This is a genomic window from Ruegeria sp. BF7, from assembly GCF_056538605.1.
Genome location: NZ_JBQFTM010000003.1, coordinates 25,097 through 39,539 on the forward strand (window position 1 = coordinate 25,097; position 14,443 = coordinate 39,539).

The 14,443-nt window shown below is 61.3% G+C and carries 16 protein-coding genes; 10 read left to right on the forward strand and 6 right to left on the reverse strand.

Going from position 1 to position 14,443, the window contains the following annotated elements:
• Positions 1 to 15 precede the first annotated feature (15 nt).
• The 4 genes from lspA to ACR0IK_RS08610 form a co-directional block, all read right to left on the reverse strand.
• On the reverse strand, positions 16 to 486 hold the full coding sequence (lspA, locus tag ACR0IK_RS08595; RefSeq protein WP_480641172.1) for a signal peptidase II: 471 nt from the start codon (positions 484 to 486) through the stop codon (positions 16 to 18).
• Positions 486 to 2,075, reverse strand: coding sequence for a bifunctional phosphoribosylaminoimidazolecarboxamide formyltransferase/IMP cyclohydrolase (purH, locus tag ACR0IK_RS08600; RefSeq protein ID WP_480641173.1), 1,590 nt, complete (start codon positions 2,073 to 2,075; stop codon positions 486 to 488). The genes lspA and purH overlap by 1 nt, the downstream gene beginning before the upstream one ends.
• Positions 2,076 to 2,097: 22 nt before the next feature.
• Complete coding sequence (locus ACR0IK_RS08605; protein WP_480641174.1) at positions 2,098 to 3,837, reverse strand: heparinase II/III family protein; 1,740 nt, start codon at positions 3,835 to 3,837, stop codon at positions 2,098 to 2,100.
• Positions 3,838 to 3,927: 90 nt separating this feature from the next.
• Positions 3,928 to 5,184: an RsmB/NOP family class I SAM-dependent RNA methyltransferase gene (locus ACR0IK_RS08610; protein WP_480641175.1), complete on the reverse strand. Its 1,257-nt coding sequence runs from the start codon at positions 5,182 to 5,184 to the stop codon at positions 3,928 to 3,930.
• Between the two features lie 89 nt (positions 5,185 to 5,273).
• On the opposite strand from ACR0IK_RS08610, the gene ACR0IK_RS08615 reads away from it, so the two are divergent.
• Positions 5,274 to 5,456 carry a DUF1674 domain-containing protein gene (locus ACR0IK_RS08615; protein ID WP_170326393.1) on the forward strand — a complete coding sequence of 61 codons (183 nt, stop codon included), beginning with the start codon at positions 5,274 to 5,276 and terminating at the stop codon, positions 5,454 to 5,456.
• A 4-nt stretch (positions 5,457 to 5,460) separates the two neighbouring features.
• Here the strand turns inward: ACR0IK_RS08615 and ACR0IK_RS08620 are convergent, their stop codons facing one another.
• Positions 5,461 to 6,315, reverse strand: a complete 855-nt coding sequence (locus ACR0IK_RS08620) for a LysR family transcriptional regulator (protein WP_480641176.1) — start codon at positions 6,313 to 6,315, stop codon at positions 5,461 to 5,463.
• A 97-nt stretch (positions 6,316 to 6,412) separates the two neighbouring features.
• Between ACR0IK_RS08620 and tmpA the strand changes: the two genes are divergently transcribed.
• From tmpA to ACR0IK_RS08640, 4 genes are all read left to right on the forward strand, one after another.
• A complete protein-coding gene (tmpA, locus tag ACR0IK_RS08625) occupies positions 6,413 to 7,549 on the forward strand; it encodes a 2-trimethylaminoethylphosphonate dioxygenase (protein ID WP_480641177.1) in 1,137 nt (378 codons plus the stop codon).
• Positions 7,546 to 8,136: a (R)-1-hydroxy-2-trimethylaminoethylphosphonate oxygenase gene (gene tmpB / locus ACR0IK_RS08630; protein WP_480641178.1), complete on the forward strand. Its 591-nt coding sequence runs from the start codon at positions 7,546 to 7,548 to the stop codon at positions 8,134 to 8,136. The genes tmpA and tmpB overlap by 4 nt, the downstream gene beginning before the upstream one ends.
• A complete protein-coding gene (locus tag ACR0IK_RS08635) occupies positions 8,133 to 8,801 on the forward strand; it encodes an ureidoglycolate lyase (protein WP_480641179.1) in 669 nt (222 codons plus the stop codon). The genes tmpB and ACR0IK_RS08635 overlap by 4 nt, the downstream gene beginning before the upstream one ends.
• An 85-nt stretch (positions 8,802 to 8,886) precedes the next feature.
• Positions 8,887 to 9,744, forward strand: a complete 858-nt coding sequence (locus ACR0IK_RS08640; protein WP_480641180.1) for a hypothetical protein — start codon at positions 8,887 to 8,889, stop codon at positions 9,742 to 9,744.
• 378 nt (positions 9,745 to 10,122) lie between these two features.
• On the opposite strand, the gene dapB is transcribed toward ACR0IK_RS08640, so the two are convergent.
• Positions 10,123 to 10,932 (reverse strand): 4-hydroxy-tetrahydrodipicolinate reductase, encoded by an 810-nt coding sequence (gene dapB / locus ACR0IK_RS08645; protein ID WP_480641181.1) that lies wholly within the window; start codon positions 10,930 to 10,932, stop codon positions 10,123 to 10,125.
• A gap of 92 nt (positions 10,933 to 11,024) precedes the next feature.
• Here dapB and rbfA point away from each other — a divergent pair, with 92 nt between their 5' ends.
• The 5 genes from rbfA (at position 11,025) to ACR0IK_RS08670 (ending at position 14,436) form a co-directional block, all read left to right on the forward strand.
• Positions 11,025 to 11,420 (forward strand): 30S ribosome-binding factor RbfA, encoded by a 396-nt coding sequence (gene rbfA / locus ACR0IK_RS08650; protein ID WP_480592501.1) that lies wholly within the window; start codon positions 11,025 to 11,027, stop codon positions 11,418 to 11,420.
• Entirely contained in the window at positions 11,417 to 12,160 is a 744-nt protein-coding gene (locus ACR0IK_RS08655) for a phosphodiester glycosidase family protein (RefSeq protein WP_480641183.1), read from the forward strand. Before rbfA ends, ACR0IK_RS08655 begins: the two co-directional genes overlap by 4 nt.
• Positions 12,161 to 12,214: 54 nt before the next feature.
• Entirely contained in the window at positions 12,215 to 13,117 is a 903-nt protein-coding gene (gene truB / locus ACR0IK_RS08660; RefSeq protein ID WP_480641184.1) for a tRNA pseudouridine(55) synthase TruB, read from the forward strand.
• A 150-nt stretch (positions 13,118 to 13,267) separates the two neighbouring features.
• A complete protein-coding gene (locus ACR0IK_RS08665) occupies positions 13,268 to 13,828 on the forward strand; it encodes a hypothetical protein (RefSeq protein WP_480641186.1) in 561 nt (186 codons plus the stop codon).
• A 104-nt stretch (positions 13,829 to 13,932) separates the two neighbouring features.
• Positions 13,933 to 14,436, forward strand: a complete 504-nt coding sequence (locus ACR0IK_RS08670) for a DUF1643 domain-containing protein (protein ID WP_480641187.1) — start codon at positions 13,933 to 13,935, stop codon at positions 14,434 to 14,436.
• Positions 14,437 to 14,443 lie beyond the last annotated feature (7 nt).

Genomic DNA, 14,443 nt, shown 5'->3' on the forward strand with positions numbered 1-14,443 from the left:
ATATCACCCGGCGCGTCACGAGGGCTTTTTGCCCTCGAACAACACAAGCCCGATGGCACCTGCAAAGATGAACACATCGGCCAGATTGAACACAAACGGGTTGTTGATGCCGCAGCAGGACATGTTCAGGAAATCCAGAACATAGCCATAGATCACCCGGTCCAGCACATTCGCCAGCGCCCCGCCGATCAGCAACCCGCCGCAAAACAGCATCAGTTTCGACGGGGTCGTGCGCATCAGCCAGATCAGCACACCGACCGAGATGACCAGCGAGACACCGATCAAAACCCAGCGGGCAGTGTCGGTATCACCTTGGAAAAGGCCAAAGTTGATGCCCCGATTCTCGCCGTATTTGAATACCAGCAAAGGTGGTAGCACGTCGATATTACCCTCGGCCACGCGCATCACGTGAACGACCAGATACTTGCTGACCTGGTCGATCAGAAACGCGGCCAGCGCGGCCCAGAGCAGAAGACGATAGCGCATCAGTGACGGAAATGGCGCATGCCGGTAAAGACCATGGCCAGACCGGCCTCGTCCGCAGCTGCGATCACCTCATCGTCGCGCATCGAGCCGCCGGGTTGGATGACGCAGGTGGCACCCGCCTCGGCGGCCTCCATCAGACCGTCAGGGAAGGGGAAGAACGCGTCCGAGGCCACGGCTGAGCCAATGGTCAGCGGCTGCGGCAGGCCCAGCGCGTCGGCCATGCGTTCGGCTTTCTTTGCGGCAATCATAGCCGAGTCCAGGCGGCTCATCTGTCCTGCACCGACGCCCACGGTCGCGCCGTCCTTGACGTAAACGATGGCATTGGACTTGACGTGTTTGGCGACCTTCCAGGCAAACAGCAGGTCACGCATCTGCTCATCGGTCGGGACCTTTTTGGTGACCACCTTCAGGTCGTCCATGCCGACAAAACCGTTATCCTTGTCCTGCACCAGCAGGCCACCGGCCACTTGACGCACGGTTTTGCCGCCTGCGGTCACATCCGGCAAACCTTCGGTGGTCAGCAGGCGCAGGTTCTTCTTGGCGGCAAAGATCGCTTTGGCCTCGTCCGATGCGCCCGGAGCAATCACAACCTCGGTGAAAATTCCGGTGATTTCCTGCGCGGTTTCGGCGTCAAGCGGCTGGTTAAGTGCCACGATCCCGCCAAAGGCCGATGTGCGGTCGCAATCGAAGGCCGACTTATAAGCACCCAGCAAGGTCGCACCTGTGGCTACACCACAAGGGTTGGCGTGTTTGATAATGGCACAGGCTGCGCCTTGTGCCGGGTCGAACTCGGCCACCAGCTCAAATGCCGCATCGGTGTCGTTAATGTTGTTGTAGCTCAGTTCCTTGCCCTGATGCTGCACGGCTGTCGCAACGCCGGGACGGTTGGTGCCATCAGTATAGAAAGCCGCCTGCTGGTGGCTGTTCTCGCCATAGCGCAGAGTCTGTTTCAGCTCACCGGCAAAGGCACGGCGTTTGGGGGCTTCAAGCTCCAGCGCGTCGGCCAGCCAGTTGGACACGGCAGTGTCATAGGCGGCAGTACGGGCATAGGCCTTTTGCGCCAGCTTGCGGCGGAATTTCGGGCAGGTCGCGCCACTGTGCTGATCCATGTCGCCCAGCAGTTTCTCATAATCCTCGACGTCTACTAGAACGTTGACGAAAGCATGGTTCTTGGCCGCCGCACGGATCATCGCCGGGCCGCCAATGTCGATATTCTCGACACATTCATCGTAGTCGGCGCCTTTGGCGACCGTGGCTTCAAACGGATAGAGGTTAACCACCAGCAGATCGATCGCGCCGATGCCGTGTTCGTTCATCGCTGCCACGTGAGTGTCATTGTCGCGCAGCGCCAGCAGGCCGCCATGCACCATCGGGTGCAGGGTCTTCACGCGGCCATCCATCATCTCGGGGAAGCCGGTCACCTCGCTGACATCCTTCACCGCAAGCCCCGCATCGCGCAGCGCCTTTGCGGTGCCGCCGGTCGACAGCAGTTCGACCCCGCGCTCGGACAGCGCCTGTCCCAGTTCAATCAGTCCGGTCTTATCGGATACGGAAAGCAACGCGCGGCGCACGGGGTGAAGGTCGGTCATGGGTCCAAAGGTCCTTTTGGCGTCAGTCAAACTCGGGCTCGTCCCGGTGCAGGTCGCGCACGGCATAGGCTGTATCCTGCGCCTTGCTCAACGTCCACTGGATGCGGGTCGCATACTCCATTGCGCGCCCGGATAGAACGATCTGTTTTGTCGCGCGTGGCTTTAATCGACCTTTTTCAAGATAAACGCTTGGTTCGACGGCTAATTTTGCAACACCGTCATGGCGGAAAACCCAGATCTCACCGCTTTTGAGCGCCATCGACACCGCCGCGCCGCCCAAATCGATGGCCGCGTCCACATCCGGATGCAGGTGAAACCGGACGTCATAGCGAACACCCTTGAGGCCCGAGGCATCCATCGCCTTGTCGAACTGCCGCTTAGCCTTGTCGGTGGCAGTCAGCAGAATATCCTCGCCGGTCAATTGGCGCCCGTCAAACCGCAGCTCAAAAGTACGGGCATGGGTCAGGCCGAAGGTTCTGGTGTAGCCATCATGTCCGACCATAAAGCGCGTGCCTTCGAATGCCTCTTCAGCATCCACTGGTACCTCTTGCGGCGCATCGATCAGCGCCTCGCTCTCGCCGCCATTCCCCGCAGGAGCCAGCCGGGCGCTGGAATAACCATCCAGACACAGGGTTGAATGCGACGGCGTCGCACGCCCGGCCCGCCGCCATTCAGACCCGAAGCTTCCGCCCGAGCCGCAATTCACAATCAGAGGCCGCCGCCCCGAGGTCAATTCGAACGCAAGGGTCGAAGCATGGGCATTCAAGGATGCGGCCCCCTTGGGCGGCGCGCTGGCATCTACGATCACGCTGGTCCGAGCTGCATAGAGACGGGCAAACCCCATTGCCAAACCACGCGCGTGCTGCGGTCGAACCCCGCTTTGGGCCAGCGCCTGATCCAGACGGCCTTCAACCCCGCGCCCTCCGCCGTGAAACCGGGCCAGCGCACCATCGGAATGGCGCAGGCTGCGCAACGTGGGCGCCATCCGCTTAATCGCATCGGCCTGAGCGGCAGGCGTCCCCCGCCCCAGATCACCCAGCGCGGCCGAAGTCCACGACAGCAGGGTGAAGACATCCAACAGTTCTTCGGGATTGCGGGTTGGAATGCCGCCCTTTGCATCGATCTGTTTTTCGCATTCCTTCGCCAATGCGCGCAGGGCCGGATCGGCCATCTGTTCAAGCCCCTTCAACGCCAGTCCAGCCTGAACAAGCCCGGCCAATGCTTCGAACCGAGGAAGCCCCGGCGTGGCGGCCTGCCAGCGTTTGGATAGGAACCATGTCTGCTGCGCCAGCGCGTGGAAGAAAAGTTTGACCTGTTTCTCATCCATACCCCGCAACAGGAACACTGCATGGTTGATCCACCGCGTCACCCGCCGTCCGGTCAATTCGGGTGCCCATCCGTACCCCTGCCCGCGCCCGTGCGTCTCGATCCAGCCCCAGACCCAGCGCTGCGCCTTATCCCGCGCCCGCATGTCCCCGACAGCGGCCAGATCATCCAACCAGGAAAAGCCGTGGCGCTCATCGTCGAAACCAGTGCTTGGGGCGGTGACGTCCCACAGGTTGGTATCCTGTGCCTCAACCAGAAAACCGGCAAACAGCAGATTACCTGCAACCAGCTGCCGCCCACGCGCAAACGATCCCACAGTGCGCGGCTCAGGCTCGGACACAAACCCGGTGACCGCCTTGCGCCGCTGGCTCAACCGCGCATAGAGACGGTTCTGAAACCGTGCCCACCGGTTGGTCATGGTATCTGAGTTCGACATGACGCTCGTTACTCTGCCCCTTGCGCTCTGCTGGCGCTTGAGACCCAACGATAGACCGCACGGATCGTCAAGTCACCGAAAAGCGTCGCGTCAGGCGGATTTGTTCAGACAGGCGATATAGAACCCGTCCATCCCGCCGCGATCCGCCCAATAATCGGGTCGCAGGCGCAGGCCGCCCTCTTCGGTGATCCAGCCCGGCTCGATCCCGGCGATGTTCAACGCATCGCGATCCACCGCCATGTCCGGATACTGTTCCAGGGCCTCTTCGACCTGAACCTCGCCCTCATCCGGCAGCAGGGAGCAGGTGCAATAGACCAGCCGTCCGCCGGGTTTCAGCAGGGTCCAGGCATGGACCAGCATCTGAGCCTGCAACTCGATCAGCCCACCAAATTCCGAGCCGTCCTTGGCAAAAGGCAAATCCGGGTGCCGGCGAATGGTGCCTGTGGCCGAACAGGGGGCGTCCAGCAGGATGGCATCGTACTGGCCCTGATGCTCCAGTGCATCGCCCGCGATGACGTTGGCTTTCAGGCCGATGCGTTTGAGGTTTTCGCGCACCCGCTCCAGCCGCGAGTCCGAGATATCCAGCGCAGTGACCTTGGCCCCGGCTGCGGCCAGTTGCAGCGTCTTGCCCCCCGGCGCGGCGCAGAGGTCCAGCACGGTTTCACCGGTTTTGGGTGCCAGCACCTGCACCGGCAACGCCGCCGCCGCGTCCTGCACCCACCAGTCGCCTGCGTTGAACCCCGGCAGGGTCGAGACCTGCCCCGCATCCTGCACCCGCAGTGACCCGGTCGGCAGCGTGTCTCCGGGGCCGGTTGCGCCCGGCTTTAAGGTAATATCCAGCGGTGCACCGGTAAAATGGGCATGCTCCATGCCTGCGACGGCCTCGGCGCCCCAAGCCATGATCAAAGGCTCGCGCAGCCATTCGGGCAAGCGCGGCACCCGCATCTTGGGCCATGCATCGGGCCCTTCGGCGGCCACTTTACGCAGAACCGCGTTGGCCAGGCCTTTGAGGCGGCCATGCTTGCGCGACCGTCCCACGATCTCGACCATGGAATTGACCACACCATGAGCGGCCTCTCCGTGGCACAGCTCGACCGCGCCAAGGCGCAGCGCGTTGTGGACCGTCAGCGCAGGCGTCCGGTTCAGGTGGTTGTCCAGCAGACGGTCGGCGCGTTCGAGCCCGCGCAGGGTTTCCAACGTCAGGCGTTGCGCCCGCGCGCGATCTTCCGGTTCCAGCCGATCCAACGCGCCTGCTGCCACACACTCGGACAGCAACCGGCCTTCCCCCAGAATCTGATCCAGCAGATAGATCGCGCTGCGTCGCGCCGCTGTAGCGTTGTCGGACATGGAACCGCCTCTGATGTGACCCTCGCCCGCATTGCCAAACGCGGACGGGGGCGTATATCAAGACCCTGCACGGAAAGGAACCCGATGTCATGAGCGACGACCGCAAAGACCTGCCCCCTGCCGCCCAGCGCGCGCTGGCCGAGGCCGAGGAGCGCCGCAAAAAGGCCGAGGCTGAGGCAAAAGAGATGCCCAAGGAACTGGGTGGGCGCGATGGTCCCGACCCGGCCCGTTACGGCGATTGGGAAAAGAAAGGCATCGCGATCGACTTCTGATCGCTCAGCCCCGCAACGCCTGCAGAAAATCGTCAATCAACGCGCGCTGCTTCTTCGACCGCACCCGATCCTCGGGCCAGGTCAGCCAATAGCCTTCGCGCGTTTCCAGCTTTGGCAAGTCCAGCCTGCTCAGTTGACCGGTGCGCAAATGCCCCAACGCCAGCGGCACCGAGCCCAGAACCACCCCCATCCCCTGCCGGGCCGCCGCGATCGCGTGACCCATTGAATCGAAGCTGGCCCGAGCGTGTGGTAAATCATCCATTCCCGCAACCGTAGCCCACTCGCGCCAGCCTGGTCGCTCGCCGCGCTGATCGACCAGCGGCGCTCCCCACGCGACTCCAGGCGCGGCCATCGGCACCAGAACCTCCTGCGCGATCAGGGCGGCCTCGCGCCCCGGCCACGCGCCACGACCATAGCGGATTTGCAGCCATGTCTTTTCCTCATCCAGCGAAGATCGGCGCGCCACGGAATCCGTCAGGACCTGCACCTTGGGCCGCATCTCAAGGAACTCGGGAAGGCACGGCAGAACCAGCGCATCAATATGGGAGGACAGGCCCGCGACGCGCAGCTCACGCGGGGACTTGCCAAAAAGATCCTCGGTGCTGCGCTCCAACGCCTGCAAACTATCCTGAACAAGTGGCAGATAGCTTTCGCCTTCAACCGTCAGCGACACACCCCGCGCCTCGCGCACGAACAGCGTCCGACCCAGCCACGCTTCAAGATTTGCGATCCTCTGGCTGACGGCTGCCTGAGTCAGCCCGAACTCTTTGGCGGCGGCGGAAAACCCACCCAATCGACCGGCCGCTTCGAACACGCGCAACCAGTCCAAAGGCGGCAATCCGATCTTTTTCTTAGCCATAAGTTTTTCCAAGCCTCAGCAGCAATAAGGATTAATTGTCGTAATGCCATGGGGCGCGTATTTCCTCAAGCAAAGCCGCGCCGAACAGGAGACCCCCATGCTGCGCACCGCCACCCATGATGCCTCGGTCGTGACCGTCGAGTTTGACACCGGCACCCAGGCCCGTTTCCACGCCATCTGGCTGCGCGACAACGCGCTGGACCCCGAGACCCGCGCACCGGGCAACGGCCAACGTCTGATCACAATCGGCGACATTCCTGCCGATACCGCGATCAGCGTTGCCGAGGTTCTGAACGGCGATCTGAGCGTCACCTTCCAGCCGGAAGACAAAACCGTGACCTTCCCCGCCGCTTGGTTGGTCGATCACATCTATGACCGTGACGCGGTGCAAGACACTGGCCGAATCGCCCCCGGTGTCACCACATGGGAACGTGGCATCGATGCGCCCAGCGCGGGTTGGGACGCGGTGCATACCAGCCCCACCGCCAAGCGGGACTGGCTGGCCGCCGTGGCAGAATTCGGCTTTGCCAAGCTGACCAACGGCCCGACCGAACCGGAATCGCTGCTGAAAGTGGCCGATCTGTTCGGCTATGTCCGTCAGACCAATTACGGCCCCTATTTCGAGGTCCGGACCGAGGTGAACCCGACCAACCTCGCCTATACCGGGCTGGGCTTGCAGGCCCATACCGACAACCCCTATCGCGACCCGGTGCCGACGCTGCAGATCCTGTATTGTCTGGAAAACAGCGCCGAGGGCGGCGACTCGATCGTGGTCGACGGTTTCCGCGCCTCCGAGAAACTGCGCGCGCAGAACCCCGAGGGCTTTGCCCTACTGGCGGGCTACCCGGCGCGGTTCGAATACAAGGGCTCGGATGGCGTTTGCCTGCGCTCGCGCCGCCCGATGATCGAGTTGTCGCCGGACGGAGAACTGATCGGCATTCGCTTCAACAACCGCTCGACCGCGCCGCTGGTCGATATCCCGTTTGACCGGATGGAGGCCTATTACGCCGCCTACCGTCAACTGGGCGAGATCATCGATGACCCGGCCATGGGCGTGTCGTTCAAGCTGGAACCGGGCGAGAGCTTCATCGTTGACAACACCCGCGTTCTGCATGCGCGGTTGGGCTATTCCGGCGCAGGCTCACGTTGGTTGCAAGGCTGCTACGCTGATAAGGACGGGTTGCTGTCCACACTGGCAGCGATGCAGATGACACAGCCGGAGGCCGCGGAATGAAACCGGATTTTTCGACCCTGAACCGGGACAATATTGTGGCCTTCATCGGTGACATCTTCGAGCGTCGCGGCGGCGAGGAATATCTGGGTGAACCCGTCACCATGGCCGAACACATGCTGCAAGGCGCAACGATTGCCGAGCAGAACGGCCAGCCCGAGGAAATCATCGTCGGCGCCCTGCTGCACGATATTGGGCACTTTACTTCCGAGTTCGGCACCTATCACCCCGACGACACCGAAGACCGCCATCACGAGGATGCGGGGGCCGAGGTGCTGGAGCAGTTCTTCCCCTCGGTCATCACCGATTGCTGCCGCTATCACGTGGCGGCCAAACGCTATCTCTGCGCCACCAAGCCCGAGTATTTCAACCGCCTCTCCGCCGCCTCGGTCCATACGCTGGAATTGCAGGGCGGCCCGATGAGCGCCGAGGAAGTCGCCGCATTCGAGGCCAACCCGAACCTGAAGGAAATCATTCAGGTCCGCTATCTGGACGAAGCGGGCAAGCGCCCGGACATGGAAACCCCCGACTTTGGCCATTTCGCACCGATGGTGCAACGCATGGTCGACAAACATTTGGTTACGTCATGAACGCGCCGGAATACATCTTTGAGGCCAGCACCAAACCCTCGCTGCCGTGGCACGAGGTTCCGCTGATCCGCGCCACCGACGAGTCGGTCAAAGGCTATGGCTGTCTGGTCGATGACCCCGAAGGGTTCGAGATCGAGATCACCCGCTGGCCGCAGCAAGGCTGGCGCCCCATCGACGAGGGCACCGGTGACGAAGGCGGCTGGGTCGAGGGCACGTTCCACGGTGAATGGAAGGGCGATGTGCTCTATGGCCTGAACGAAGCGGTGAACGGTCACTATGTGCTGGGCTGGTCGACAGATCCGCAGCAGGCGCAGGCGGAACGCCAAACCGCGCCGCGCGATCAGGTGTTGCTGTGGCACATGAATTACCACCCCGATGGCGGACAGATGTTCTGGCCGCTGGACAACAAGCCTTTCATCATCCCCGCCGCTTTGCCCGGAGACAACCTGACGCCCGACAAGGTGGTGGCCTTCTGGTGCGACGGCTCGCGCGGGCTCTATATCCATCCCGGCATTTGGCATGAGGGGATTTTCCCCGCTGAGGACAACCAACGTTTCCTTGACAGACAAGGCGCGGTTCACGCACGGGTCAGCGCGGATATCGGCAAGGAATTCGGCGTCTACCTCGCCTGCCCGTTGCGTGCGGACCAGGTTCGGGATCTCTAAAAAATCGCTTTCTGAAACCCTTAACCCTTGCCACCAACATCTGTGATACGCTCGCCCCACGTCCAACGGGCATGGGAGGCATCAAATGGGACTGAACAGACGTAGGGTCGTCCAGTTGGGAACCGCGGCAACAGTCGGAACGCTGCTGCCGCATGTAACGCTTGCTGCAGCCGACAAAAATGAGGCGTTTGAACAGGGCTTCAGCCATACGCTCACGCGCCTGAAAACGTTATTCGCAGAGCTTGGCTTCGCCGAGTCCGATCCGCTTTCGATTGTATCCGGGGACGCGGATTATAACGGTGGCTTGCGGCACGATTTTGATCAGTCCGCACTGCCGTCCAACGCCTTTGTCATTCAACCCTTGGCACGGGTGGCGGATGTAGACGAGAAACACCGCCCAGACGTGCTGCCCCTGTTCCATGAGGTCGGCTGTCACCCTAAGGACGCCGATGGTCAGGCTGCGACCCGCCTGATGATGCGCCTATTGACCGAGGGGTTCGGTCTCGACCCGTCCCGCATCGCCTTTGTCAGCGTGCCGCAATCCGAAGACATGCGCCCGGTGCTGGACGAGATGGGCCTGCCTTTTGCGGAGAAAGTCCTGCTGCGTGACGAGGCCGAAGCCCTGGCAGCACGCGATGCTTCGGGCTTTTTCTTCCCCGATCCGTTTGGCGAAGACTACATCGTAACCATGGGCGTGTATTACCGCGTGGGGGAAACGGATGAACCCGCCCCCGGCACCTATCCGCCATCGGCCAACTGGACCGAAATCGGTGAGATCGTCATCGGCGGAGAGGCCGCGCCGCTGGGGATCTCCATCGGAGCCGAGCGCCTGACCTATGCGGTCACCGGCCAGTTCCCAACCTGGGATCAGCGGCTGGGCGCCTTGTTCGCACAGGTCGAACTGGACGGCACCGAGCCGCCCGGACTGACCTCGTTTCGCTAATTTGAGCCGCGTGATTGCGAGGGTTTAGGGTTGCTGACTTTGATCCTCATTTTAGTCGGGTACGTGGGCGTCATCGTTCTTACATCATGGGGCGCAATGATTTTTCTCACGTCGGCCTTCCCAATTTTCAAGTTTCGGGAAGAGTTTGTTGAGTTCTGGATCAGAACACGGGGCTTTCCGCCGACACGCAAACAATTGCTTCTGAATGCCCACGGGGCATGCAATAAAACGATCTGAACGTACCCAATGGGATTCGGATCGTCCCGAATAGCAATTACTTTCACTTTGCCATGCTACAGTTCGCATCGCTTTTTGTTGCAGTTCTGTTTTGGATTCTAGCGTTCTTTGTTTTTGTTGTCGTGAGCGCGTATTATTAATTTACAACCCCAGCACATCCACCATGTCATATTGACCGGGCGCTTTACCTTGCCCCCACAGCGCTGCCTTCAGCGCGCCGCGGGCAAAGATGGCGCGGTCGGTGGCCAGATGGCGCAGGACGATACGTTCACCGGGGGCAGCGAACAGGACATCGTGTTCGCCGACGATGTCTCCGCCGCGAATGGCGTGAAAACCGATATTGCCGCGTTGACGCGCACCGGTGATGCCGTCGCGACCCCGGTCGGACACGTCCACCAGATTGACCCCGCGCCCCTCGGCCGCGGCCTCGCCCAGCATCAAGGCGGTACCAGAGGGCGCGTCGACCTTGTGGTGGTGGTGGCCTTCGATCACCTCGATATCGAAATCCTCATCCAGCGCAGCGGCGACCTTTTTGGTCAGTTGCACCAGCAGATTGACACCGAGGCTCATGTTCCCGGCCCGCACGATCACCGCATGGCGCGCTGCCGGTTCCAGCGCCGCGATCTGATCATCGCTCATGCCGGTGGTGCCGATCACATGGACGCATCGCGCCTGCGCGGCCAGGGCAGCAAATTCCAGCGTTGCCTCGGGCGCGGTGAAATCGATTACTGCCTGCGCCTGCGCAAACGCCTCCAGAGGGTCGTCGGTCACGATGACGCCCTGCGCCTGTCCGCCCATCGCCGTGCCTACGTCCTGACCGATCCAGTCGTGACCTGCGCGTTCGACCACACCGACCAGACGCGCCTGATCGCTGTCGGTCACGGTCTTGATCAGCATCTGCCCCATACGGCCCGAAGCCCCTGTGATGACGATACCCGGAATATGGGTCATTTCGCTGGTCCCTTTCATAAAGTCGGCTCAAAGCCTCCTACCCCGTTCGCGCCCGCTTGGCAAAGCCCCGCTTTGCGCTTAGATCGGGGTGTATGGCAAAGAACAAATTCCACGATGGCCCCGGCCCGTCCCAACGACAGCTGCGCGTCGGCGAACTGATCCGCCGCACCCTGTCCGAGGTTCTGGCGCGCGGAGATGTCCACGACCCCGACCTGAACCGAATGTCGATCACCGTAGGCGAGGTGCGCACCTCGCCCGATCTGAAGATCGCCACCGCTTATGTGCTGCCGCTGGGCGGCAAGGGCCAAGAGGACGTGATCGACCTGCTGGCCCGCAACAAGGGTGAGCTGCGGCGCATGGTCGGGAAGAAGGTTGGTCTGAAGTTTTCACCCGATCTGCGGTTCCGTCTGGATGACACGTTCGACCGTCTGGACGACACCCGCCGGATGTTCGAACAGGACGCGGTACGCCGCGATCTGGACGAGTGATCCGCAGTCTGGTCACTTTGGGCGCAGTCCTCTGGGCGGCGCAGGCCTCTGCGGTCACCTGTGAAAAGCTGACCCACGAGGACAAGCGGTACACCATCTGCGAAGTGGATGCCGCATCCGAAGACCTTCGCCTGTTTCTGAACGATGAAGACGGCGATCTACTGGGGCATTTCTCATCGGTGAACGAGGCGCTGGCCCCCAGCGGCAAACGGCTGGCCTTTGCGATGAACGCGGGCATGTATCACGACGACCGCTCGCCGGTCGGCCATTATGTCGAAGAGGGTCAGGAGCAAATGCGCGTGATCCCCAATGCCGGCCCCGGCAATTTCGGCCTGCTGCCCAACGGCGTGTTCTGCATCCGTGACGGTCGCGCCGATGTGTTCGAAACGCTGGACTATTTGGACCAGACGCCCGGGTGCCGTTTTGCCACCCAATCCGGCCCAATGCTGGTGATTGACGGCGAGTTGCACCCGCGTTTCCTGTCCGATTCGACCTCGCGCTACGTGCGCAACGGGGTCGGCACTAGCACCGATGGAACGCGCGCGGTGTTTGCGATCTCGGAAGACTACGTCACCTTCCACGAATTCGGCAGCCTGTTTCGAGATGTGTTGAAAACACCGAACGCGCTGTTCCTGGATGGCAATATCTCGCGGATGTATGAACGGGTTGGCAACCGGTCAGATGCCGGCTTCTCACTGGGGCCGATCGTGGGTGTGGTCGAAGACGTCCCCACAAATTGACAGCGACAGAGTGATCCGCTAACCCGCGCGCCTCAGCAAGATTCTAGGTGAAGCATGGGACGCAAACGCAAGGGCCGCGACATTTCCGGTTGGCTGGTGGTGGACAAGCCTGCGGGCATGACCTCGACCGCAGTGGTCAACAAGGTACGTTGGGCGATGGACGCCAAGAAAGCGGGCCATGCGGGCACGCTGGACCCGGAGGCAACCGGCGTATTGGCCGTGGCCTTGGGTGAGGCAACCAAGACCGTTCCCTATATCACCGACGCTTTGAAGGCTTACACCTTCACCGTTCGTCTGGGTCAGGCCACCAATACGGACGATGCCGAGGGCGAGGTGATCGCGGAAAGCGATGCGCGCCCCTCGGATGATGCTATCAAACAGGCGCTGACCCCGTTTCTGGGTGACATCATGCAGGTGCCGCCCAAGTTCTCGGCCGTGAAAATCGACGGGCAGCGCGCCTATAAATTGGCTCGCGATGGCGAGGATGTTGAACTGAACGCCCGGCCACTGTGGGTTGAGGAACTGATTCTGGTCGACCGCCCCGACGAAGATCACGTCGTTTTGGAAATGACCTGTGGCAAGGGCGGTTACGTCCGCTCGATCGCGCGCGATCTGGGCGAGGCACTGGGCTGCCACGGCCACGTCAGGGAACTGCGCCGCATCTGGTCCGGCCCGTTCGAAGTTGAAGACGGCCTGAGCATTGAACAGATTGACGAAATGGCCAAAACCACGGCGTTGGACGACTACCTGCACCCGCTGGAAATCGGCCTTTCAGACCTGCCCGAGTTGAAATGCACCCCCGAAGGGGCCACGCGCCTGCGCAATGGAAATCCGGGTCTGGTACTGGCTTCGGACGTGGAATACGGCGACGAGGCCTGGGCCTCGCTGGACGGCAAAGCTGTAGCGGTAGGCATTTTCAAATCCGGTGAATTGCACCCAAGCCGGGTGTTCATTTGACCGATCTGATAAAACGAGAGCAAACGCCTATAAGTCTCTTGAGCTTTGCACGACCGAATCAAGGAACAGGGCTGTATCGGGCGAAATTGGACGAAAAGCCTAAATTTTGATATGATCAGCATTATCGCCTGGATTTTTCGGAGTTTGGTTATGTTGAGTTTCTCAAGTGACAATTTGTTCAAAGCAATTGCTGTTTCACTGACTTCGGCCCTTTTTGCCGTTCCGGCCGCAACCGCCATGACGCTGCAGTACCAAATCCAAATCGACGGTGCGATTGGCTCGTTTGAAGCCCCGGATACCGGTGGTCTTCTTTCGAGTTTTGAGATCACCATTGATGGCGTTACTTTTGATACCCTTGGCGTCGGAAACGCCGCGCCTGTATACGATGCGGTGGCTAATGACATCCGCGGAAATCCGGGTACGGAAGGGTTTATTTCGAATTCCATGGCCGGCGGAACTTGTCTGGCAATGGAGTGCATCTTGTCGCTGGAGGATTCGGGCAATCCGGGGGTTGAACCGCCTCTTTTTGCAATCTTCCCCCTCGTTGGCGGATTTCCAGATACTGTAACAAACTCAGGCGAGTATTCGATATCACAGGGACCGCCGATGAGTCCCGTTCCGCTGCCTGCGCCTTTCGCTCTGTTGGCCGCGACACTTATGATCTTCTTTGCGCTTGGCAGAAGGGTTCGGCGCCCCCAGCCATGTCATTGAGGTAATCTGGTCAAGTTGGCCGGTAAATTACTCAGGACTGACATATCGGGTTTTTTCGCACATAGGCGTTGGCCGTGGTTGATCGAGCGTGTTAGGCCAGCGGGATGATCACCCGAACGCACACCAAGGGCGATGCGCCCTCGACCGCCATCTACTCCGATTGCGAGAAATACCGTTACAGCCTAACCCGCGTTTGGGACGCGGGTGGACGCAAGGCGCTGTTTGTGATGCTGAACCCCTCAACCGCGACCGAGGTGCAGAACGACCCCACGGTAGAGCGCTGCGAACGGCGCGCGCGCGCTTTGGGGTTCGGAGCGTTTCAAGTCACCAATATCTTTGCGTGGCGCGACACCGACCCGCGCAAGATGCGCGCCGCCACCGATCCGGTGGGCCCCGAGAATGACACGGCGATTCTGGACGGCGTGAATTGGGCTGATCAGGTGATTGCCGCCTGGGGTACCCACGGCGCGCATCTGGCGCGTGGCCCGGCGGTCGAAACCCTGCTACGCGGGACCGGACAGCCGCTGTTCCATCTGGGGCTGACCAAGGACGGACACCCGAAACATCCGCTCTATATCGCCTATACGCAGCAGCCCGAAGCGTGGTGACAAAAGG

Bases quoted from the DNA above. Each gene is read 5' to 3' on its own strand.
- lspA (WP_480641172.1), bottom strand. From the start codon at position 486: ATGCGCTATCGTCTTCTGCTCTGGGCCGCGCTGGCCGCGTTTCTGATC.
- purH (WP_480641173.1), bottom strand. From the start codon at position 2,075: ATGACCGACCTTCACCCCGTGCGCCGCGCGTTGCTTTCCGTATCCGAT.
- ACR0IK_RS08605 (WP_480641174.1), bottom strand. From the start codon at position 3,837: ATGTCGAACTCAGATACCATGACCAACCGGTGGGCACGGTTTCAGAAC.
- ACR0IK_RS08610 (WP_480641175.1), bottom strand. From the start codon at position 5,184: ATGTCCGACAACGCTACAGCGGCGCGACGCAGCGCGATCTATCTGCTG.
- ACR0IK_RS08615 (WP_170326393.1), top strand. From the start codon at position 5,274: ATGAGCGACGACCGCAAAGACCTGCCCCCTGCCGCCCAGCGCGCGCTG.
- ACR0IK_RS08620 (WP_480641176.1), bottom strand. From the start codon at position 6,315: ATGGCTAAGAAAAAGATCGGATTGCCGCCTTTGGACTGGTTGCGCGTG.
- tmpA (WP_480641177.1), top strand. From the start codon at position 6,413: ATGCTGCGCACCGCCACCCATGATGCCTCGGTCGTGACCGTCGAGTTT.
- tmpB (WP_480641178.1), top strand. From the start codon at position 7,546: ATGAAACCGGATTTTTCGACCCTGAACCGGGACAATATTGTGGCCTTC.
- ACR0IK_RS08635 (WP_480641179.1), top strand. From the start codon at position 8,133: ATGAACGCGCCGGAATACATCTTTGAGGCCAGCACCAAACCCTCGCTG.
- ACR0IK_RS08640 (WP_480641180.1), top strand. From the start codon at position 8,887: ATGGGACTGAACAGACGTAGGGTCGTCCAGTTGGGAACCGCGGCAACA.
- dapB (WP_480641181.1), bottom strand. From the start codon at position 10,932: ATGACCCATATTCCGGGTATCGTCATCACAGGGGCTTCGGGCCGTATG.
- rbfA (WP_480592501.1), top strand. From the start codon at position 11,025: ATGGCAAAGAACAAATTCCACGATGGCCCCGGCCCGTCCCAACGACAG.
- truB (WP_480641184.1), top strand. From the start codon at position 12,215: ATGGGACGCAAACGCAAGGGCCGCGACATTTCCGGTTGGCTGGTGGTG.
- ACR0IK_RS08665 (WP_480641186.1), top strand. From the start codon at position 13,268: ATGTTGAGTTTCTCAAGTGACAATTTGTTCAAAGCAATTGCTGTTTCA.
- ACR0IK_RS08670 (WP_480641187.1), top strand. From the start codon at position 13,933: ATGATCACCCGAACGCACACCAAGGGCGATGCGCCCTCGACCGCCATC.